A 19,431-nucleotide genomic window follows, 5' to 3' on the forward strand; every position below is an offset into this window, starting at 1 on the left:
TATCTAATCTTCAAATAAAACGACATCTGTTTTACATGCGGATGTCGTTTCTTGACATTCAAGTGGCTGCAGCTACCCGCCATAGCTGACCAGCGTCAATTTATCTGTAAATCCAGCCAAAAATGTAAATAAGTCACAATAATGTTTTTCCCTAGGCGGATAGAATTCGGCTCCTTCTTCGATCGCCAAGGATGCGAGCATGCCTTCTTCTGCTAACGCACTATCTATCAATGATACCTCTGCAAATCCCGCACCCTTGGGCCTGATGGGCTTTGGTATGACCACCGTTTTGCTCAATTTGCATAACGCCGGTTTTTTTGAACTCAACGCCATGATTTTGGCGATGGGCATTTTCTACGGCGGCATTGCGCAAGTGATCGCGGGCATTTTGGAATCGAAGAAAAATAATACTTTTGGCATGACCGCGTTTACTTCGTACGGCATGTTCTGGCTAACCTTGGTTGCGCTGATTTTCTTGCCGCAGTGGGGTATTGCTGCAAAGACTAGTGAATTTGCGATGGGCTGTTATTTACTGGTGTGGGGTATTTTTACTGCCTTCTTGTTCGTTGGCACTTTACGAATGAATTTCATCACACAGTTTATTTTCGGTTCGCTCACCGTGTTGTTCTTCCTGCTGGCGATTGGTGACTTTACTGGCAGCGCCGCAATTAAAACGATTGCGGGCTATGAAGGCATTATCTGCGGTGCCGCGGCAATTTATTCCGCAATGGCGCAAATTTTGAACGAAATTTATGGCCGCGAAATTATGCCTTTGGGCGGTAAATCACACTAAGCTTGGTCAGCAAGCTGATAAAAAACCGCGCTATCTGGCGCGGTTTTTTTATGGTAGTTAATTGAGGCGATTCCAGTTTTTGGTGGCCAGATTGAAAAAACCCGATTCTCGGTAGGCTTTTTCGATTAAGCCTTTGTCGCGCAATTTATCGAGGCCAAGGTCGAGCTGCTTAGCCACTTGAGCTCCATTAGGCGCGGCTTTGCTGACGAAAAAATGGCGGCTGCCTTGTAGGCCGACTTTCACATTTTGAATCGGCACCAGTTTTTTTCCGCCAACATCCATCGACATATCGGCTGTCGGCTGAAACGGGGCTAGCACGACATCGGCCCGTTTTTTAAACAGCATGCCCACCATCGAATCCCAGCTTTGGGTTTTTAATAAATTGGAAAATTTCAAGCTTTCCAATGTGGCGACATCGGGTTTCCAGCTTTCGGCCACGACGGCGGTGAGCTTTTGTAATTCAGGCAATGTGCGAGTCAATCGTGCATCGGCGTTATCTGCGGTGGTGTAAAAACCCGCTTCAAATTCACCATTGCGAATGACTGGGTCGGAAATAAATACCTTATCGGCGAGGGGGTTTAAATCAATTTGCCATGCACTATTGCCGCCCATTGTGGCACTGCCGCTGGTGATTTCTTTGATATAGCGACTGTAGGAATCGCTGCTATTGTCCACTTTTACAATCTTGATCGGTAATTCATTGCCACCGGCTTTCAGTGCTTGCTGCACCAAAATGAGCTCAACCACATCGCGCCGCGAACCAGTTCCACCGTAGCTCGTTAAGGTGAGGGGGTCGCGTTGCCCGATGAATTTTTGGTAATCATTAAATACATCTTGCTGCGTTAAGATCGTGATGACTTTGTCACTTGCCCAAGCAGGGGTCTGACTTGCCATGAGTGCGACAGAAAGGGCCACTGTGAGTTGTTTAAATTGGCGCATCATGATTCCTAATGATTCTGCAATGCTATGATCATGGCAAGTTGTAAGCCAAAACGCAAACCGTGTTTTCCCTAAAGTGATCTACTCCATCTAGGCCATTTCTGCTGCCCTTATAGTATTTAACTATGAAGTAGATGAATACTCTTGATTTGACGGATTGTGCCCCCATGTCTAAAGTAAGCAGATCCTGTTTTAACCTACCCTAGGAGTATTCAAATGGCTGTTCTCGTTGCAAAGCAAGCCCCTGACTTTACCGCTGCTGCCGTACTTGGCAATGGCCAGATCGTAGATAGCTACAATCTGAAAGCCGCGACTGCTGGCAAATACGCTGTGATTTTCTTCTACCCATTGGACTTCACTTTCGTATGCCCATCAGAGTTGATCGCTTTTGATCACCGCCTGGAAGAATTCAAAAAACGTAACGTAGAAGTGATCGGTGTATCGATCGACAGCCAATTTACTCACGCTGCATGGCGCAATACGCCAGTGGACAAAGGCGGTATCGGCCAAGTGGGCTACACTTTGGTAGCTGACGTTAAACACGAAATTTGCCAAGCTTACGACGTTGAATTGGCTGAAGCTGGCGTGGCATTGCGCGGCTCGTTCCTGATCGACAAAAACGGCGTGGTACAACACCAAGTGGTAAATAATCTGCCATTGGGTCGTGATATCGACGAAATGTTGCGCGTAATCGATGCGCTGCAATTCACTGAAGAGCACGGCGAAGTTTGCCCAGCGGGTTGGAAACAAGGTAAAAAAGGCATGAAAGCTGACGCTGCTGGCGTTGCTGATTACTTGGCAGAAAACGCAGCTGCGCTGTAATTTACGCCTGTGCTGAAAAAACCCCGCGCTGCGGGGTTTTTTTTCGGCTGTATTTCATAGCGGATTTTTGCGCTGGTTTTTCCCGAGTGGGCTAGAAGATGCGCTATGTTAAATTGTTCATCCTCAAACTGTAGCCAAAGGTTTGCCCTATGCAGCTGCCAGCGTTGTGCTTGGCCTTTTTGTTGCTGGCCAGTGTGAAAATCCACGCCGCATGTAGCCAGACCGTGCTTGTGCCTGCCGCGCCAGCGGGTAAATTTGTCATCGCCAATGAGCAAACGCACGAAGTATCTGGCGTTTATCCCAAGCTTTTGCGCCAAAGCAGCAAAAGGGTCGGCTGCACGTTTAAATTTGAAATTGTGCCGCGCGCACGCATGGCCAATATGTTTCAAACTGGCGAAGGCCAGCTGATTATCCCCGAATCACAAACGCCAGAAAAAGACCGTTTGGGCGAGTTTGTTCCGCTGTTTTATTCCACGCCGCTGATTATCTCGGCCCGACCTGAACTTCATCTCAGCAGCATCGACGATATTTTAAAACACCCACAGCTGCGGGTGAATATCGTGCGCAGCTACGACTGGGGCGAGGCGTACCGCAAAGCCATCGATCGCTTGCGCAAGGCGGGAATGGTTGAAGACGTGATCGACGCGGCTGTGATTGCCAAAAAAATGGACGCTGATCGCGCCGACATTACCATCATGTCCGCGCATATTTTGTACGGCAATGTGCAAACCTTGGGCTTAGATACCACGCTGGGTAAACGCCTGCGATATATTCGCAGCAATGATTTCGAGCCTATACCCTCGGGTGTGTATTTATCCAATAGCCTACCGGCTACTGACCGAGCCCAATTAAAAATCATGCTGCAACAATGGCTCAACTCGCAGGCTTTGTGGCGCGAATTTCAAGCCACTTTGCCGCCCGATGGCTTGATGAGCCTCACGCCACTGCAAGCACAACATCGCCCTAATTAGCGTTCGCCGCATCACAGTCGGTGCAATCGCCTTTATAATGCCGCCACTGAATCTTGGATTTTGCTCATGTCGCAGCACGTTATTGCCCCACCGCAAACGGGAGTTAGCCCGTTGACTTGGTACCAATCGCTCGCCAGCCAACCCGGCTTTATTGCCGACGAATCGCAAGCTGCGGCGATTGAAAAGCTCGAAAGCCTTTGGCAATCGCTGGTGGTGTTCAAGCAAAAGCGCAATCGCCTGTTTGGCAAAACGCTGCTGCCGATGCCCGACTTACCGCGTGGCCTGTATTTTTGGGGCGGCGTTGGGCGCGGCAAAAGTTTCTTGATGGACGCGTTTTACGCCGGCTTGCCATACAAGCGCAAAAAACGCCTGCATTTTCACCACTTTATGCAGGAGGTGCACCGCGAGCTGCGCGCGCAGCAAGGCAGCGACGATCCGCTGGCCAAAGTCGCCGACAAATGGGCCAAAGCCGTACGCGTGCTGTGTTTTGACGAGTTTCACGTTTCCGACATTGCCGACGCAATGATTTTGGGCCGGCTGATGGAGCAGCTCTTTAACCGCGGCGTCGTGCTGGTAACGACCTCCAACTACACCCCCGATGGCCTGTACCCGAATGGCCTGCAACGCGCCAACTTCCTGCCGACGATTGAATTACTGAAAGCGCGCCTCGATGTGCTGAACGTCGACGGCGGGCAAGACTTCCGCCTGCGTACGCTGACTGCTGCGCGCACCTATTTGCAGCCGCAAAGCAGCGACACTGAGCGCGAAATGGCCGAGTTGTTTGGCAAAATGAGCACCGGCAACGATCAAGACCCGCACCTCACCATCGAAGGGCGCAAAATCAAAGCGCATCGCCGCGCCGGTGGCGCCATCTGGTTTGATTTTGCCGTGCTGTGCGGCGATGGCCGCGGTCAGGCCGATTATCTGGCCTTGGCGCAGGAATATCACACGGTATTTTTATCGGGCCTGCCCAAACTTAAGGCCGAGCAAAGCAATCTAGCGCGCCGCTTTACCTGGCTGGTCGACGTGTTTTACGACCACCGCGTGAAGCTGATCATCGCCGCCGACGTGCCGGTCGAAGAAGTGTATGTTGAAGGCCTGCAAGCCAGCGAATTTTTCCGCACCGCCAGCCGCATGACCGAAATGCAATCGAAAGAATACCTCGCGCTGGCACACCAAAGCGTCGAGCAAGCGCAGGCTGGCTTGATTGAAACCTGATTTGCGCTGCGCATCGTAGCTAGTCTGCTGAATCTGACTTTATGTTATGGTTTTGCTTATCGTATAAATCAGAGCAAAACCATGGCCAAAGGATATTGGATCGTCCGTCTCGACATCAATCAGCTAGAACCCTTTCAAGCCTACATTGCCGCCAACGGCGCGGCACTGGCACAATATGGCGCCCAGTATCTGGTTAGAGCTGGCCAGTATCAATGCGTAGAAGGCAATACCCGTTCACGCAACACCATCGTTCAATTCCCAACTTATCAAGCCGCACTCGATTGCTATCACTCCGTACCGTATCAAAATGCCAAAGCCTTGCGCGATGGCGCGTGTGAGATTGATTTGGTGATTGTCGAAGGGTATGAGGGGGCGCAGCCAGAATAATTTGGTTGAGTTCGGTCAGACTTCGGCGATTGCCTTTGCCGCTTACGGTACTTTCACCCAATTTTTTTCAGCATCAATTAAGAATGCATGGGGTAAAAAATAGTAATGCCTACGCCGAATGAACTTGCAGAGATGTTTCTCAACGGGGAATACATCATTGACATTGATGGAAGTGTCTGGCGTGACACATTTCTGTTGCTCGCTAAGCGAGGAGAGCCAGAGCTGTCTGTAAAACATAAAGCCCACATGCTTTGGACTGTGAACGGGGGCCATCTGCGCAGAAAAATTCAGGACGACAGATTAGTTCTGTGTGTCCTTAAAAAATACCTGCCAGGTTACGGTGGTTCTGGATTGTGGCTCTATAGAGGCGAGTGCCAATTTCTACATGAGAAAAATTTAATTGGTTTTTGCTGGAGCCCCAAAATTGAAGTGGCAGAGCGATTTGCAAGCGGGTTAAATGCCATTGAATCTGGCGGGATTCTTTTAAAAGCGTATGCCCCTCCCGAGGCAATTTTGGCAGAGCCAAATCAACACAGCGCTGTACAGATGGAAGAGTTTGAGTACACCTGTGATCCTTGGCTACTGAAAGAAATTGAAATAGTAAAAAGCTTTCCAGCATCATAGCTCCGATTAGCACAGCTAAATCGGAGAAATTTGCTATGTACGATTACGCTACGCTAATCGTTCCTACCTGATTACTTGGGATTTTGAATCAATGATTAGAGTCGCAAATTCTAATGACTTAGCCGGTGTACTGCGCTTGTATCAAGAGCTGCGCCCGCATGATCCGGCCTTGGCCGAGGATCTTGCGCAAGAGCGCTGGGCGCAGATTATTGACGATCCAAACACGCAGATTGTCGTGGCCGAGATCGATGGCGTGCTGGCCGCGACCTGTGCTTTGAGCATCAATCGCAGCATCGCCAATGGCGCCAGACCGTTTGGCATCATCGAGCATGTGATCACCGCCAGCGCCTATCGCCGCCGTGGGCTAAGTCGCCAAGTGTTGGAATTCGCGCTCTCCTTGGCGTGGCAGCGCGATTGCTACAAAGTGATGCTGCTATCGGGCGAGCAGCTGACTGCGGCGCATTCGGTGTACGAGTCGGTGGGCTTTAAAAGCGGAATTGAAAAAGGTTTTGTGATTAAACGGCCTAATTAGCTGCGCGATTTGAAGATTAATAATTTGTTGGCGAGGCAGAGATCGGGTGTTGTTGGATAATGGAGGGATTCTCTGATGGGTATTTGCTTAAATGATGTCGTCATCGGCACCTGTGACGCTGATGATCTTGAGCAAGCAATTTTCTTGCTGCATGAATCTGCTCGCACCCATTTTTTTCACGGAGTTGAATTAAAACAGCAAGCATTATTTCTCGAAGCAAATACTCACCAATGCGCGATTGAATTACAGCAGCAGGGATTTCAATATTTTGCGGCGAAATGTACTGATAAATTAGTCGGTTTTGTTTCGATCTCTCCGCTTGGGCATATTCATCAATTATTTGTTGCAACATCGAATCAGAAAAGTGGGGTTGGTCGCCTGTTGTTGCAAAAAGCAATTGGCAGTGTGGATTTAATCAAGGCGAAACATAGAGTAACCGTCGCGGCGTCGTTCAATTCAGCGCAATTTTATGTAAAAAACGGCTTTGAATTTATTGATGATAAAAAATACTGGCACGGAGTTGCATACTATCCCATGGCTTTACAGTTGAAGTAGTTTTGTTCATGTGCACGATTTGACGGCTTGAGCGCTTAATCAATTTAGGCATGTATCTTGCTAAATACCCATATCTCTTTAGACTCTGCGGAGCCCCCCATGCGCATCATCATCGACGACCTTTCCCACCCCAAAGTCGCCGCTTTATTAAATGAACACTTGGCGGGCATGTACGCCAGCTCGCCGGCCGAGTGCGTGTTTGCGCTGGATTTGGACGCTTTAAAAGCGCCGGAGATTACGTTTTTAACCGCGTGGGATGGCGAAGCGCTGCTCGCTTGTGGTGCATTCAAGCAGCTGGATGCCCTACATGCGGAAATTAAATCGATGCGCACCGCAAGCCAGCACTTGCGCCGTGGCGCGGCACGCGCGATTTTGGACGAGATCGAGCGCCAAGCGCGTGAGCGCGGTATTGCACGGTTAAGTTTGGAAACGGGAACCACGCCCGATTTTATCCCTGCGCATACCCTGTATCGGCAACGCGGCTTTAGCGAGTGCGGGCCGTTTGCTGATTATCGCGAAAACGAATTTAGCCTGTTTATGACTAAAGAATTGGCGGTTTAATTACGGCTGGGGTGGAGCTTCGCTGGTGGGTTTATTGCTTGCCTTGGGTGTTTTGTAGGCTGCGCTGAAACAAATACGCCACTGCCAGCACCAAGAGCACGGCAAATGCGGTGAAGCCGAGCAAAATCCATGAGTTTCTGCGCCCACTGTGCATTGATTGCTGCATCACTTGATCCACCAGCCGCTCTTTGTATTGTGCATGATCGCTAAACGCTGCGGTGAGTCGCTCGCCGGCGGGCTTCCATTCGCTTTCTACAATCGCTAGTGCCTCGATCCGTTTACCCGCTTTCGAGGCCGCTAGCGCTTTTTCCAGCGCGATTAGGTATTCATCGAGCAATTCTCGATCGCGTTGTAGTAGCTCGCCGTCTTTGCGATTGACGACTAATTCGGTTTGATAGTTTTGCAGGTGCAATTGAATCTGCGCAATATTGTGTCGGATGGTATTTTCATGCGGCGCTTGTTTTAGCGGGTCTTCATAGGTGAGGTGATAGAGCGCATTGACGCGTATTAGTAAGAAATCACGTTCAATACTGGATAAAACGGCGAGGCTGCGAAAGATGTTTTCATCGGTAAATTCGATTTCTTCCGACATCCATTGTGAGCTAAAAAAACCGATCAAACCGGTGACGACAACGGCCAAAATGGCGCCGCCAACGACAGCATGAAAGCGCTGTAAAATGCCAAAACTCATCGGGTAGTGCGCCTTAATTAACTCAGCGGTGGGGTGGGGTGGCGATCAATGCGCGCATAGTTGTCTTCGCCTTGCTGCGAGGTCAGGTAGTCTAATGCGCGCCCTTTGGGCGTCATGCGAGACAATACACTTTCCTCGCCCTTCACATGCAAGGCATAGGCCATTGCAATATGTGCCAGTGTAACAAACACCAGCAAAATTCCTGCAAGTTGATGGCATTGCGCTACCAGCATCACTGCGCCACCGGTTAACAGCAGCGGTATCGTCATGCCTAGCCATTGCTGTCCCGCCGCTTGTGCCAAAAGCATCAGCGCGCTGGAGCAGGCCAAAAACCCCACTAAGCCATAAAGCAGGGCGTGGAGCACCGCGCTGCCCATTTTTTGATCTTCATTCAGGCCAGCAGGCGCTGGCTGGCCGAATGTGCTGAGCACTAATAGCCGCAATAAATTAACCAAAAATAGCCCTTGCCCACTCCACATATGCGTCAACATCAACACATCATGCGCAGGGTGCCGCCGCCCGAGTATGCTGGCGAGCAAAACCGTTAGCATGCACAGTACGGCCAGCGCCGCTGCGAGCCAGTGCCCGGCGAGTGACAGTGGGTGATAGCATTGTGTTGCGCTCTGATTCATGATCGTCTCTCTGTGTTGATGGCGGTACAATCTATCGTCGATATCGACTCTCGGTTTGCTACGTAGCTACTTTCTGCATAGTGCAAACAATCGCTGATCGCCATTCAGAAGCGATACGGGCTAAATCCTGTAAAGGCAGCTAGCCCAGTTGAAATTAGATCACACAATCTGCGCTGGGTATTTGCTATGACGGTGGCGTTTGTCGCAAATCAAATCCAGCCTCGCATTTAGGGGGAGTAGAGGGCTGTTTGAGCTTTGCGGTTGGTGTTTTCCAACTACTTTATTGATAATCACGGCTCGCATTCGGCTTGCACCTGTGGGCCATGTTCGATCCGATCAACTGCCGTCACTGAGCAAGGATAAGCATGTACGCATTTATCGCCCAGCAAGGGCAACTCGCGCTGGTTGAGCATCCGATGCCAAGCCCCGCAGCGGGCCAGTTATTGGTGAAAGTGGCCGCGGCAGGCGTGAATCGCGCCGATTTAATCCAAGTGGCGGGCAAATACCCACCGCCGCCGGGCGAGTCGGAAATTTTGGGCTTGGAAATCGCCGGCGAGGTGGTTGCACTGGGTGAGGGTGTGAGCGATTTTCGCCTTGGCGACAAGGTATTTGGTTTGGTGGCGGGTGGTGCCTATGCAGAGTATTGCCTGTTGGATCAATCTCTATCTATTCTGCAGCCCAATACCCTTGATGATTTATCGGCAGCCAGCTTGCCCGAAGCATGGCTAACCGCTTGGCTGAATTTAGTCGAGCTGGGCGGCTTGCGCCTCAATGGGAGTAGCGCGGGGCAACGCGTATTAATCCATGCTGGTGCCAGCGGCGTGGGCGCGGCGGCGATTCAGCTGGCTAAAGCGTGCGGAGCGTGGGTGGCGGCAACAAGCAGCTCGCCAGCCAAATTGGATTTCATCCGTGCGCTCGGCGCTGATCTGGTGATCAATTACCGCGAGCAAGATTTTGCCGCCGAAGTTAAAGCCGCAGGCGGTGCGGATTTGATTTTGGATACCGTCGGTGGGCAGTATTTGGCCGGCAATCAACGCTGTCTTAATCAGGATGGGCAAATGATCGTGATTGGCCTATTGGGCGGCGTAGAGGCGCAACTGAATCTGGGCCTCTTGCTCGTCAAGCGTCAGCGCATCAGCGGTTCCACCTTGCGTAGCTTGCCGCTGGCGCGCAAAGCGGCCTTAACGCTGGCCTTGCGCAGCGAAGTGCTACCGCGGATTGCGATGGGCGAATTTAACATCACGCTCGATCGCCATTTTGCCTTTGCCGACGCGCCCGCTGCGCATGACTATCTGGCGCAGAACCGTAATCTAGGCAAAGTGGTTTTGCAGTTTACGCCGAGCGGGAAGGGCTAAGATGCTGGAATTACTAAAACTCAGTGCCTTGTTTGCAATCACAGCGATTGCCGAAATCGTCGGCTGCTATTTACCGTGGCTGGTGCTCAAGCAAGGCAAATCCGCACTCTGGCTAATTCCCGCCGCGCTGTCGTTGGCGCTATTCGCCTACCTGCTCACGCTACACCCCAGCGCCTCAGGCCGCATCTACGCCGCCTACGGCGGCATGTACATCGCCGTAGCCTTACTCTGGCTGCGCTGGGTTGACGGTATAGTGCTGACGCGCTGGGATTGGATCGGCGCAGCGCTGGCCTTGACAGGCATGGCGGTGATAGCGCTGCAGCCTAGCCAATCGTAGTGAATTAACTCGCAGGGTTTGAGTTGATATTTCGTTAAAACCTGAGGATTCCTCAGGAAAAACCATAGCAAGCCTATGTCATAATCGCGGCTCAATATTTTTAGAGCCCGTCATGAATAAGTCATTCATTGTTGCTGTTTCTATATTTTCTGCTTTCTCATCATTATCTTTAGCTGACAAACTGCCATTGATTCCGCACCTGCATAGCAGTGTAAAGCAAGGCCAATTGCCCAATGGCTTGCGCTATATGATCAAAGCCATGCCTGCTAAAGCTGGTGGGGAGCGCGAAGTTGAGCTGCGTTTGCTTGTAAATAGTGGCTCGATGGATGAGCTACCGGGCGAGCGTGGTATCGCTCACTTAATCGAACATATGGCTTTTCGCCAGACAAAAAGTTTTCCTGCAGATCAGCTAAAAGCGCTATTAAACAGCAATGGGTTACGCTTAGTGAATGACAGTAATGCGTTCACAGCCCATGAAAACACGGGCTATATGCTTAAGCTCAAGCAGGAGTCGTTGGGACAAGGACTACAATTAATGGCCGACTGGGCCAATGGCGATGTAATTTTTGATGCTGCTGCATTAGATCTAGAGCGACAAATTGTATTGGATGAAGGGCGCCTTCGTGGTAATGGCTTTAGGTCTTATTTGTCTGCGTTGATGCCAGATTCAAAATATTTACAGCAAATGCCTTTGGGCGAGAATATGGATATTCGAGAGGTGTCGCTTGATCAAGTGGGGGCTTTGTATCGACGCTTATATCAACCACAAAAGATGACCTTGGTGGTGGTGGGTGATGTACCCAAGGATATAGAAGAGCAAATTAAAAAGCGTTTTGCCAAAGCGCCGCAAGGCGATGGCATTGCACAACACCCGAATTTTCAACCTACGCCTACAGTGCGCATGTATCGTGGTAGCCCACCACCGTGGCCGCAAAACGAATTCGCGGTGGCATGGAATTTCTTGCAAAGCCCATTGCTCGATGCAGAACAAGTCCAATTGCAAGCTATTGCCATGATATGCATGCAGCGTCGTTTGCAGGCGATCTCCGCCAAGGATCAGCAAGTGCTGGCCCGTGCCGAATGGGTGGACTTTAGTGGTATGGTTGGCCGAGAGCGATATCTGACTTTGTATGCGGCTGTAAAAGATGAAAAATTAGGTGAAGGCTTAGAGCAGCTTTATCGCGAAATTCGCCGGGCCCGCGAATTTGGTTTGATTGAGCAAGAAGTCCTTGAAGCTAGTTCCAGCCTCGCTCTGTATCTAGAAAATTTGCCTAATCACACTACATTTTGGGCCGATTCGCTCATGAACGCAGCCAAACTTGGCGTTGCAACGTTGAATGTGAAAGCGCATTCTGGGCCGCTCAATACTAATACGATCAATGTTAGTTCAGTGAATGCCGCGCTACAGCAAATTTTGACAACGCCAGATCAATTGGCGAGCGTTTTGTATTCCGGCGTTACGCGCGATAAAGCGAATGAAAAATGGAACGATGAAACCTTGGCGGCCATGGTCAAGCGAGTGAATTCTGAGGCGCTGCAAAAAACGACGATTGAGGCGGCTAAACCGCTGATATCAAAAGAACCTCTGCGCGGTAAAGTGATGCAGGAGCGGGCAGAGCAGGGTGTAACGGAGTGGACTTTATCGAATGGAGTAAAAGTTTTGCTTCGCCCACAAAGACAGGCCGATGAGCGAATTGGGATTAATGGGCGTTTTGCGGGTGGAGCGCTAGCACTGCCAAAAGAATTGCAAGCGAGTTCGCAAGTATTAACGCGATATATGAATTTATCTGGAATCGGTGCACTGAATGTAGCCGAGGTGCAGCAAGCTTTGCGCAATGAAGATATGCAACTGTTCCCTACTTTTGAAACCGCTCAGCATGGTTTTGCTGGTGACGCGGCACAACGCTCTTTGTTGCCGATGATGCAGACCATTCATTTGGCTTTGGCGCAGCCTCGCAGTGATGATGGCGCGCGTAAAACAGCCATCAATCAAGGTGCAATTGAATACAAGGGGCCAGGTAGTAATCAATTTCTCTATGGTTCAGCTTGGCCTTTTAGGGTATGGGGAAGTTTAGAAGACTTTGAGATTAGTCTTGAAAAGCTAGATTCACTTCGACAACAGTTCTTTGGCAACCCCGCTGAGTTACGCGTGATGATTACTGGGGTGAAGGATATGGCGCAAATGAAAGATCTGGTTGAGCGTTATATTGCCAGTATTCCTGCGCCAAAAACGCCAAACCCTACTTTGCTTGTTAAACCAATACTACCGAAAAAGTATGGCTTTCAAAACTTGAGCTTAAGTGCTCGGATTAAGGGCTCCTTGAGTGAATTTGAAACGGCTAACCCTGCGTATACGCTGTGGAGCCATGCAATGGATGGCGTACCGAGTAGTACATCAACTGGATTTATGTTGGAAGGTTTGGCGGATATAGCAAAGCAGCGCTCATGGAATGTGCTGCGGGAAAATTCTGGCGATAGTTATGAGGTTGCGAGCTGGTATGAGATTTCCCCATATTTTGGGCCGATTATTAATCTTCAGTACAGCGCAGATGCAGATAAATGTGGCCCCGCTATCTTAGCAACAGCCAAAACGCTGCGTGAGTTGAGCTTGAATTCGGTGACCGACAAGGAGCTCAAAGCCATGCACGAATATATGAGAAATGGATTGAATAATGCACCAAAGCAAGCAATTGGTTACGCTTATGCACAGATGTTTCATTGGGTGAACAACACGGATTTTAACTGGGTCAACCCCAAGCCAGAGCAGATCTTAAGCCGCGAAAAAGTGGATGCTGCCGCGCGAAGCTGGTTTGCGCCAGAAAAATGGCTGGTGCAGGCCAATTGCAAGGCTTTGCCGGATTTGAGTGAGCTTGATTTGCCACTAAAAGCGCAGTAATCAGTAGCTAAGAGCATTAGCAAAAACGCCGCTTTAATGCGGCGTTTTATTTGATGCACCTAATGAAGGTTTGAACTACCAAGATTTTTTCTCAAAACCAGTTTTGATTATGTACGATGATCTGTGTTACTCACACAGAAAGGAGATGCGCAATGTTCCAAGGCTCCATGCCGCAACTGATGGCGGCGTATAACCAGTGGCAGAATCAGCAAGTGTATGCGGCGGCGCTGCAATTGAGTGATGAGCAGCGCCAAGCGCAACGTGGGGCGTTTTTTGGCTCGATCCAGCGTACGCTCGATCATATTTTGTGGGGCGATTTGATGTGGTTGTCGCGCTTTACCGGTGAGGAGCTGGTGAATACCCCGTCGAGCGAAGCGCTGTTTAGTGAGTTTAGCGATCTGCACGCGGCGCGTGTGGCGATGGATGCGCGCTTAATTGCTTGGGCCGATGGGCTGAGTGCCGAATGGTTGAACGAGCCGGTGACGTGGACGAGCAAGATGTATGGTTTTACCCAAACGATTCCGCGCTGGGTGCAGGTGCAGCACTTATTCAATCACCAAACGCATCATCGCGGGCAAGTGGGTACATTGCTCAAACAATATGGCATTGATGTTGGCGTCACCGATTTGCCGCTGTTGAGTATGCTCAACGACTAGGTATGTCTTGCAAAGCTCTATTTAAATAGGATTTGAGCAATATACCTAGTGCTTATTTGCTGATTTGCTGGGCGCGGATTTGGTTTTTTTGTCGATCAAAAATGCCGCGCCGGATTAATTCCAATTGCATCAGCATTTTTAAGCGCTTGGCGGTTTGGTGTAGATCGCTTTGTGGTTTGCTCTGTTGCTGTAACTCTTGAGCTTGCGCTTCGATGCTGACTAAGTCGGATGAGTCGAGATTTTGCGGATTCATATTAAGTCTCCCTTAAACTGATTTCATTGTATAAAACCAGCGCCAAGGGGCTTAGTAAGCTGATGCGCGGTGATGTGGTGTAAAAGCTGACGAATTAGCGCAGCTTATTCCAATTGGCAATCGCTTCTTTTTTATTGCTGCCTTGCGGGCTGATCGCGTTGCAATTGCCGTTCTTGCCAAATTTACTGCACTGTACCCAGAATCGATTTGAACCGGCTTTTTGCGGTTCGGCTGGCGCGCCGCATTTGGGGCAAGGTTTGGCGGTGACTGCAGGGGCTTGATCGCTCATATTGGCTTCTCTTGAAAATGGGGCGCTTTATCCATACGCACGGTGATGAATTCGCACTGTAGGCTAAAAAACGGCGGGGCGCGAGTAGGGCTTATGGCGCTGGCTGATGATATGTAAAAGGGCTGAGTTGAACTTCACTCAGCCCTTGGGTATCTGCCGCTAGGCCAGATTTAGATTGGCTTACAACTTAATACGTTCAGCTAAATACGCTTTAACTTTAGCCGCATCCGCGTCAATCGCGTCAAAACGTTGTGGCAGCTCTTCCAAGCCCACCAAGCCGGCTGGGCGAGCAGGTGGCTGGTTTAGCGCTTCTACCATTGTCGTTTCAAACTTGGCTGGCAATGCGGTTTCCATAATCACCATCACCACGTCGTTGCGGCGGTGCGCTTTAGCGGCTTTGTAGCCATCGGCGGTGTGCGGGTCGATCTGGACGCCGAATTTTTCAAACACTTCGCGGATATGCGCTACGCGGTCGGCGTGCGTACTGGCTTCTGATTTAAAGCCGTATTGGTCGCGCATTTGCGCAAACAATTGCTCGCCGATTTCAAAGCCGCCGCCAGTTTCTACCGATTTCCACATCGCCGCCAGTTTGCTCGCATCGCGACCCACCAAATCGAAAACGAAACGTTCCAAGTTCGATGCTTTGGTGATGTCCATCGATGGGCTAGACGTCTCGTAAGTGCGATCCAAACCGCGCGGGTGGTAACCGCCGGTTTTGAAGAATTCGTCGAGCACGTCGTTTTCATTGGTCGCAACGATCAATTGGCCAATCGGCAAGCCCATCTGGCGCGCGATATGGCCGGCGCAGATATTGCCGAAGTTGCCCGATGGTACGCAGAAATCAACCACGTCGCCGACATTCTTGGCCGCAGCGAAGTAACCTTTGAAGTAGTAAACCACTTGCGCAACGATGCGACCCCAGTTGATCGAATTCACCGCGCCGATTTTGTATTTGGCTTTGTATTCAGCGTCTTTATTCACATCTTTGACGATGTCTTGGCACGCGTCGAAAAAGCCATGGACTGACAAGTTGAAAATGTTCTCGTCTTGCAGACTAAACATCTGCGCGCGCTGGAACGGGCTCATTTTGCCAAATGGGCTGAGCATAAACACATTCACGCCTTTTTTGCCGCGCATCGCGTATTCCGCCGCCGAGCCGGTGTCGCCTGAAGTTGCGCCCAAAATATTCACTTGCTCGCCTTTCGCAGCTAACACGTACTCAAACAAATTGCCCAAGAGTTGCATCGCCATGTCTTTAAACGCCAGCGTCGGGCCGTTCGACAATTCTTGGATCACCAAGGTGTCGTCCAGTTTGATGATCGGCGTGATTTGGTCGGCATCAGCGGCATTGCGGCCATTGCTGTACACGGCAGCGGTGTAGGTTTTGTCGATCAGCGCTTTTAAATCCGCCGCTGGAATATCGTCAACAAAACGGCTGATCACGGCAAACGCCAGATCGCGGTAGTTCAGTTTGGACAGTGCTACGAGTTCATCTTGCGAGAACTGTGGGTAGCTTTCTGGAATCGACAAACCGCCGTCGGCCATCAAACCGCCAAGCAGGATATCGCTAAATTGTTGGGCGGCAACGCCACCACGGGTAGAAATGTATTTCATGGGTATAGGCCCGTAGATATTTATATGATTGGTCTGCGTGTTTATACCCATTTGGGTATTGAGCTGCGTAGGGCGGGTTAGCATTGCGTAACCCGCCTTTCAACGCCGATGGTGGGTTACAGCCTTCGGCCTAACCCACCCTACGATGCAATCAACCGTTTAGGTGTTCCAAGCGCAGTTTCACAACTTTACCGTTCGTGCTTGGCAACAATTCGATTTTGGCAATCGCGGCATTGACGTTTTTCTCGATCGCCGTGTGCGTCACGATGACGATTTCAGCAGCGTCGTTCGCCGAAGCTGCTGGTTTTTGCAGCATTGCGTCAACCGAAATCTGGCCCTCAGCCAAGATCGCCGTTACATTCGCCAATACGCCTGGTAGATCTTTTACGCTCAGGCGCAGGTAGTAGCAGGTTTCTACCTCAGAAATTGGCAGAATCGGCAGGTTTGCCATCGCGGTTGGCTGGAAAGCCAAATGCGGTACGCGGTGCTCTGGGTCTGCGGTGTGCAGGCGAGTGATATCAACCAGATCAGCAATCACTGAAGACGCTGTTGGTTCAGCACCAGCGCCCGGGCCGTAGTACATCGTAGCGCCGACTGCGTCGCCTTTTACTAATACTGAGTTCATCACGCCGTCGACATTGGCGATCAAGCGTGAAGCGGGGATTAGCGTTGGTGACACGCGCAATTCGATGCCGTTTGGACGGCGGCGAGTCATGCCGAGTAATTTGATGCGGTAGCCCAATTCAGCGGCGTATTTAATATCCGCAGCTTCCAGTTTGCTGATGCCTTCGAGGTAAGCTTTATCAAACTGAACTGGAATACCAAACGCAATCGCGCTCATGATCGTCAGTTTGTGAGCTGCGTCGTGGCCTTCGATATCGAAGGTTGGATCCGCTTCTGCGTAACCGAGGCGCTGTGCTTCGGCCAATACATCAGCAAAGGCCGAGCCTTTGTCGCGCATTTCGGTCAGGATGAAGTTCGATGTGCCGTTGATAATGCCGGCTACCCATTCGATTTTGTTGGCGGTCAGGCCTTCACGCAAAGCCTTGATCACGGGAATACCGCCAGCAACCGCGGCTTCAAATGCAACCATCACGCCTTTTTCTTGCGCTTTGGCGAAAATTTCATTGCCGTATTCGGCGATCAATTTTTTGTTGGCTGTTACGACGTGTTTGCCGTTTTCAATTGCCGCCAATACCAAATCTTTGGCAATCGTCGTGCCGCCAATCAATTCAACCACGATGTCGATGTCTGGGTTATTCACCACATCCATCGCGTTGTCGGTCAAGGTAACATTTTCACCGACTAATTCGCGCGCGCGCGCGAGATCGCGATTGGCCGCCATTTTTACGACAATCGGGCGACCCGCACGGCGGGCGATTTCTTCGCCGTTACGCTTCAAAACGGTGGCAGTACCGCCACCTACAGTCCCCACGCCACACAGGCCTACATTGATAGCTTTCATGCTGAACTTTCCTGAAAAATAAAATTGCCAATAATTAAAATCTAAAACGATAGTTTTATTTTGCCGCAAACTCGCCTGTGCCGTGGCGTTTTCGCCAGCCAGCCAAGAAACGAGCCACGCGATTGATGGCCTCGGTTAGGTCATCTAAATTCGGTAAGAACACCACGCGGAAATGGTCGGGTTGGTGCCAGTTAAAGCCGGTGCCTTGCACCAATAGTACTTTTTCTTCGGTCAGTAGTTCCAGCATCAACTGCTGATCGTCACTGACCGGGTAAATCGCTGGGTCCAGCCGCGGGAACATATACAGCGCGGCTTTCGGTTTGATGACGCTAACGCCCGGAATGGCGCTGAGCATCTCGTACGCCAAATCGCGTTGCTTAGCCAAACGGCCGCCTTCTTTAACCAGATCATCAATACTTTGGTAACCACCAAGCGCCGTTTGAATCGCGTATTGCGCAGGCACATTGGCGCACAAGCGCATCGTCGCCAGCATATTCAGGCCTTCGATGTAGTCTTTCGCCGGTTTTTTATCGCCAGATACAATCATCCAGCCCGCGCGGTAACCACAGGCACGGTAGTTTTTCGATAAACCGTTAAACGTAATAAACAGCACGTCATCAGCTAGTGAGGCGATCGACGTGTGCGTTACGCCGTCGTACAACACTTTGTCGTAGATTTCATCGGCGTAAATAATCAGGCCGTGCTCGCGCGCCAGATCAACGATTTGCAAGAGCAATTCGTCTGGGTAGAGCGCACCCGTTGGGTTGTTTGGGTTGATCACAACAATCGCGCGCGTTTTGTCGGTAATCTTGGCGCGCATATCTTCGATCGACGGATACCAGTGGTTGGCTTCATCGCACAAGTAATGGCGCGGTTTGCCTCCCGCCAAGCTCACGGCCGCAGTCCACAGTGGATAATCCGGCATCGGTACCAAAACTTCGTCGCCATTATTGAGCAGCGCTTGCATACTCATCACGATCAGCTCGGACGCGCCATTGCCGATGTAAATATCATCAACAGTCACATCTTTGATGTTTTTTTGCTGTGTGTAGTGCATCACCGCTTTGCGCGCTTGGAACAAGCCTTTGCTATCGACATAGCCCGCAGCGTTCGATAGATTGCGAATCACGTCTTGCACGACTTCTTCAGGTGCGTCAAAACCGAAGTTGGCCAGATTGCCAATATTGAGTTTAATAATGCGGTGGCCGTCTTCTTCCATCTGACGGGCTCGCTCTGGAATCGGCCCGCGAATTTCGTAGCAGATGTTCAGTAGTTTGTTCGATTTAAGAATGGCTTCCATCGGTGCGGCCCACGCAAAATAATTTTAGGGGAAACCCCGTATTCTATCGAAAGATTCGCCATAGCGAACAAACAATTAAGTATCAAAACGCACAGCACAGTGCTTTTGCAATGATTTAAAATGATCGCAATGAAAATTTGAGGTTTCCCATGAAGCTGCATCAGTCCAAAGTTGATCATCTGAACCAAATCACGGCTTACGATCATGAGTCGATTCACGTTAATCAAGAGCGCTATGCAGGCAGCTTGCTGGTATTGCCCGATGCCGTGCATAGCTGGCGCCCGACGCAGTTTAGCGATTTGACCGAGGATGATTTTGCGAGTTTATTGCAATACCAGCCTGAACTTGTTTTGCTGGGGACCGGTGCCAATATTCAGTTTCCGCATCCCAAACTCTACGCCGCATTGTCGGCTAAGTTGATCGGCGTTGATGTGATGGGCACTGGTGCTTTGTGCCGCACCTTTAATGTGCTGGTTGCCGAAGAGCGCCGAGTTTTGGCTTTGATACTGCATAAGTAACACTCGCGAACAGGTATTCCTGC

At 50.5% G+C, this 19,431-nt stretch carries 22 protein-coding genes; 14 read left to right on the top strand and 8 right to left on the bottom strand.

Annotated features, from left to right (window positions below):
• Positions 1–199: 199 nt before the first annotated feature.
• Positions 200–793, top strand: coding sequence for an acetate uptake transporter (locus NT239_14245; protein XGA70908.1), 594 nt, complete (start codon positions 200–202; stop codon positions 791–793).
• A 57-nt stretch (positions 794–850) separates the two neighbouring features.
• Here the strand turns inward: NT239_14245 and NT239_14250 are convergent, their stop codons facing one another.
• On the bottom strand, positions 851–1,735 hold the full coding sequence (locus NT239_14250; protein XGA70909.1) for a hypothetical protein: 885 nt from the start codon (positions 1,733–1,735) through the stop codon (positions 851–853).
• Positions 1,736–1,948: 213 nt separating this feature from the next.
• Here NT239_14250 and NT239_14255 point away from each other — a divergent pair, with 213 nt between their 5' ends.
• The 8 genes from NT239_14255 to NT239_14290 all read left to right on the top strand — a co-directional run bounded on the left by NT239_14255 (position 1,949) and on the right by NT239_14290 (position 7,402).
• Positions 1,949–2,554: a peroxiredoxin C gene (locus NT239_14255; GenBank protein ID XGA70910.1), complete on the top strand. Its 606-nt coding sequence runs from the start codon at positions 1,949–1,951 to the stop codon at positions 2,552–2,554.
• Positions 2,555–2,703: 149 nt separating this feature from the next.
• A complete protein-coding gene (locus NT239_14260; GenBank protein ID XGA70911.1) occupies positions 2,704–3,525 on the top strand; it encodes a transporter substrate-binding domain-containing protein in 822 nt (273 codons plus the stop codon).
• A gap of 66 nt (positions 3,526–3,591) precedes the next feature.
• Positions 3,592–4,743 carry a cell division protein ZapE gene (zapE, locus tag NT239_14265; protein XGA70912.1) on the top strand — a complete coding sequence of 384 codons (1,152 nt, stop codon included), beginning with the start codon at positions 3,592–3,594 and terminating at the stop codon, positions 4,741–4,743.
• 81 nt (positions 4,744–4,824) lie between these two features.
• Positions 4,825–5,130, top strand: a complete 306-nt coding sequence (locus NT239_14270; protein ID XGA70913.1) for a DUF1330 domain-containing protein — start codon at positions 4,825–4,827, stop codon at positions 5,128–5,130.
• Between the two features lie 105 nt (positions 5,131–5,235).
• Entirely contained in the window at positions 5,236–5,754 is a 519-nt protein-coding gene (locus NT239_14275) for a hypothetical protein (protein ID XGA70914.1), read from the top strand.
• Positions 5,755–5,845: 91 nt separating this feature from the next.
• On the top strand, positions 5,846–6,286 hold the full coding sequence (locus NT239_14280) for a GNAT family N-acetyltransferase (protein ID XGA70915.1): 441 nt from the start codon (positions 5,846–5,848) through the stop codon (positions 6,284–6,286).
• A gap of 75 nt (positions 6,287–6,361) precedes the next feature.
• Positions 6,362–6,841, top strand: a complete 480-nt coding sequence (locus NT239_14285; protein ID XGA70916.1) for a GNAT family N-acetyltransferase — start codon at positions 6,362–6,364, stop codon at positions 6,839–6,841.
• A gap of 99 nt (positions 6,842–6,940) precedes the next feature.
• Positions 6,941–7,402 carry a GNAT family N-acetyltransferase gene (locus NT239_14290; GenBank protein ID XGA70917.1) on the top strand — a complete coding sequence of 154 codons (462 nt, stop codon included), beginning with the start codon at positions 6,941–6,943 and terminating at the stop codon, positions 7,400–7,402.
• Positions 7,403–7,433: 31 nt separating this feature from the next.
• Here the strand turns inward: NT239_14290 and NT239_14295 are convergent, their stop codons facing one another.
• Together NT239_14295 and NT239_14300 are read right to left on the bottom strand one after the other, a co-directional pair.
• Positions 7,434–8,093, bottom strand: a complete 660-nt coding sequence (locus NT239_14295; protein XGA70918.1) for an MCP four helix bundle domain-containing protein — start codon at positions 8,091–8,093, stop codon at positions 7,434–7,436.
• A gap of 17 nt (positions 8,094–8,110) precedes the next feature.
• A complete protein-coding gene (locus tag NT239_14300) occupies positions 8,111–8,725 on the bottom strand; it encodes a cytochrome b/b6 domain-containing protein (GenBank protein XGA70919.1) in 615 nt (204 codons plus the stop codon).
• 365 nt (positions 8,726–9,090) lie between these two features.
• Here NT239_14300 and NT239_14305 point away from each other — a divergent pair, with 365 nt between their 5' ends.
• The 4 genes from NT239_14305 (at position 9,091) to NT239_14320 (ending at position 13,969) form a co-directional block, all read left to right on the top strand.
• Positions 9,091–10,080: an NAD(P)H-quinone oxidoreductase gene (locus NT239_14305; protein XGA70920.1), complete on the top strand. Its 990-nt coding sequence runs from the start codon at positions 9,091–9,093 to the stop codon at positions 10,078–10,080.
• A 1-nt stretch (position 10,081) separates the two neighbouring features.
• Positions 10,082–10,417 carry a YnfA family protein gene (locus NT239_14310; protein XGA70921.1) on the top strand — a complete coding sequence of 112 codons (336 nt, stop codon included), beginning with the start codon at positions 10,082–10,084 and terminating at the stop codon, positions 10,415–10,417.
• Positions 10,418–10,529: 112 nt separating this feature from the next.
• Positions 10,530–13,313 carry an insulinase family protein gene (locus NT239_14315; GenBank protein ID XGA70922.1) on the top strand — a complete coding sequence of 928 codons (2,784 nt, stop codon included), beginning with the start codon at positions 10,530–10,532 and terminating at the stop codon, positions 13,311–13,313.
• 152 nt (positions 13,314–13,465) lie between these two features.
• Positions 13,466–13,969 (top strand): DinB family protein, encoded by a 504-nt coding sequence (locus NT239_14320; GenBank protein XGA70923.1) that lies wholly within the window; start codon positions 13,466–13,468, stop codon positions 13,967–13,969.
• A 52-nt stretch (positions 13,970–14,021) separates the two neighbouring features.
• Here the strand turns inward: NT239_14320 and NT239_14325 are convergent, their stop codons facing one another.
• From NT239_14325 to NT239_14345, 5 genes are all read right to left on the bottom strand, one after another.
• Complete coding sequence (locus NT239_14325) at positions 14,022–14,222, bottom strand: hypothetical protein (protein ID XGA70924.1); 201 nt, start codon at positions 14,220–14,222, stop codon at positions 14,022–14,024.
• Positions 14,223–14,316: 94 nt separating this feature from the next.
• Positions 14,317–14,511, bottom strand: coding sequence for a Lar family restriction alleviation protein (locus NT239_14330; protein ID XGA70925.1), 195 nt, complete (start codon positions 14,509–14,511; stop codon positions 14,317–14,319).
• A gap of 180 nt (positions 14,512–14,691) precedes the next feature.
• Positions 14,692–16,125, bottom strand: coding sequence for a threonine synthase (gene thrC / locus NT239_14335; protein ID XGA70926.1), 1,434 nt, complete (start codon positions 16,123–16,125; stop codon positions 14,692–14,694).
• Between the two features lie 151 nt (positions 16,126–16,276).
• On the bottom strand, positions 16,277–17,590 hold the full coding sequence (locus tag NT239_14340) for a homoserine dehydrogenase (GenBank protein ID XGA70927.1): 1,314 nt from the start codon (positions 17,588–17,590) through the stop codon (positions 16,277–16,279).
• 55 nt (positions 17,591–17,645) lie between these two features.
• Positions 17,646–18,890, bottom strand: a complete 1,245-nt coding sequence (locus tag NT239_14345; protein ID XGA70928.1) for a pyridoxal phosphate-dependent aminotransferase — start codon at positions 18,888–18,890, stop codon at positions 17,646–17,648.
• A gap of 149 nt (positions 18,891–19,039) precedes the next feature.
• Between NT239_14345 and NT239_14350 the strand changes: the two genes are divergently transcribed.
• Positions 19,040–19,408: an Mth938-like domain-containing protein gene (locus NT239_14350; protein ID XGA70929.1), complete on the top strand. Its 369-nt coding sequence runs from the start codon at positions 19,040–19,042 to the stop codon at positions 19,406–19,408.
• The last annotated feature ends 23 nt before the right edge of the window (positions 19,409–19,431 follow it).

This window comes from Chitinibacter sp. SCUT-21 (assembly GCA_041874755.1).
GTDB lineage: Bacteria > Pseudomonadota > Gammaproteobacteria > Burkholderiales > Chitinibacteraceae > Chitinibacter.

Excerpts from the sequence above, each read along its gene's own strand:
- NT239_14325 (XGA70924.1), bottom strand. The coding sequence starts at position 14,222 with ATGAATCCGCAAAATCTCGACTCATCCGACTTAGTCAGCATCGAAGCG.
- NT239_14280 (XGA70915.1), top strand. The coding sequence starts at position 5,846 with ATGATTAGAGTCGCAAATTCTAATGACTTAGCCGGTGTACTGCGCTTG.
- NT239_14305 (XGA70920.1), top strand. The coding sequence starts at position 9,091 with ATGTACGCATTTATCGCCCAGCAAGGGCAACTCGCGCTGGTTGAGCAT.
- NT239_14315 (XGA70922.1), top strand. The coding sequence starts at position 10,530 with ATGAATAAGTCATTCATTGTTGCTGTTTCTATATTTTCTGCTTTCTCA.
- NT239_14255 (XGA70910.1), top strand. The coding sequence starts at position 1,949 with ATGGCTGTTCTCGTTGCAAAGCAAGCCCCTGACTTTACCGCTGCTGCC.
- NT239_14250 (XGA70909.1), bottom strand. The coding sequence starts at position 1,735 with ATGATGCGCCAATTTAAACAACTCACAGTGGCCCTTTCTGTCGCACTC.
- NT239_14345 (XGA70928.1), bottom strand. The coding sequence starts at position 18,890 with ATGGAAGCCATTCTTAAATCGAACAAACTACTGAACATCTGCTACGAA.
- NT239_14340 (XGA70927.1), bottom strand. The coding sequence starts at position 17,590 with ATGAAAGCTATCAATGTAGGCCTGTGTGGCGTGGGGACTGTAGGTGGC.
- NT239_14350 (XGA70929.1), top strand. The coding sequence starts at position 19,040 with ATGAAGCTGCATCAGTCCAAAGTTGATCATCTGAACCAAATCACGGCT.
- NT239_14285 (XGA70916.1), top strand. The coding sequence starts at position 6,362 with ATGGGTATTTGCTTAAATGATGTCGTCATCGGCACCTGTGACGCTGAT.
- NT239_14320 (XGA70923.1), top strand. The coding sequence starts at position 13,466 with ATGTTCCAAGGCTCCATGCCGCAACTGATGGCGGCGTATAACCAGTGG.
- NT239_14295 (XGA70918.1), bottom strand. The coding sequence starts at position 8,093 with ATGAGTTTTGGCATTTTACAGCGCTTTCATGCTGTCGTTGGCGGCGCC.
- NT239_14300 (XGA70919.1), bottom strand. The coding sequence starts at position 8,725 with ATGAATCAGAGCGCAACACAATGCTATCACCCACTGTCACTCGCCGGG.
- NT239_14290 (XGA70917.1), top strand. The coding sequence starts at position 6,941 with ATGCGCATCATCATCGACGACCTTTCCCACCCCAAAGTCGCCGCTTTA.
- thrC (XGA70926.1), bottom strand. The coding sequence starts at position 16,125 with ATGAAATACATTTCTACCCGTGGTGGCGTTGCCGCCCAACAATTTAGC.
- NT239_14270 (XGA70913.1), top strand. The coding sequence starts at position 4,825 with ATGGCCAAAGGATATTGGATCGTCCGTCTCGACATCAATCAGCTAGAA.
- NT239_14330 (XGA70925.1), bottom strand. The coding sequence starts at position 14,511 with ATGAGCGATCAAGCCCCTGCAGTCACCGCCAAACCTTGCCCCAAATGC.
- NT239_14260 (XGA70911.1), top strand. The coding sequence starts at position 2,704 with ATGCAGCTGCCAGCGTTGTGCTTGGCCTTTTTGTTGCTGGCCAGTGTG.
- NT239_14310 (XGA70921.1), top strand. The coding sequence starts at position 10,082 with ATGCTGGAATTACTAAAACTCAGTGCCTTGTTTGCAATCACAGCGATT.
- NT239_14245 (XGA70908.1), top strand. The coding sequence starts at position 200 with ATGCCTTCTTCTGCTAACGCACTATCTATCAATGATACCTCTGCAAAT.
- zapE (XGA70912.1), top strand. The coding sequence starts at position 3,592 with ATGTCGCAGCACGTTATTGCCCCACCGCAAACGGGAGTTAGCCCGTTG.
- NT239_14275 (XGA70914.1), top strand. The coding sequence starts at position 5,236 with ATGCCTACGCCGAATGAACTTGCAGAGATGTTTCTCAACGGGGAATAC.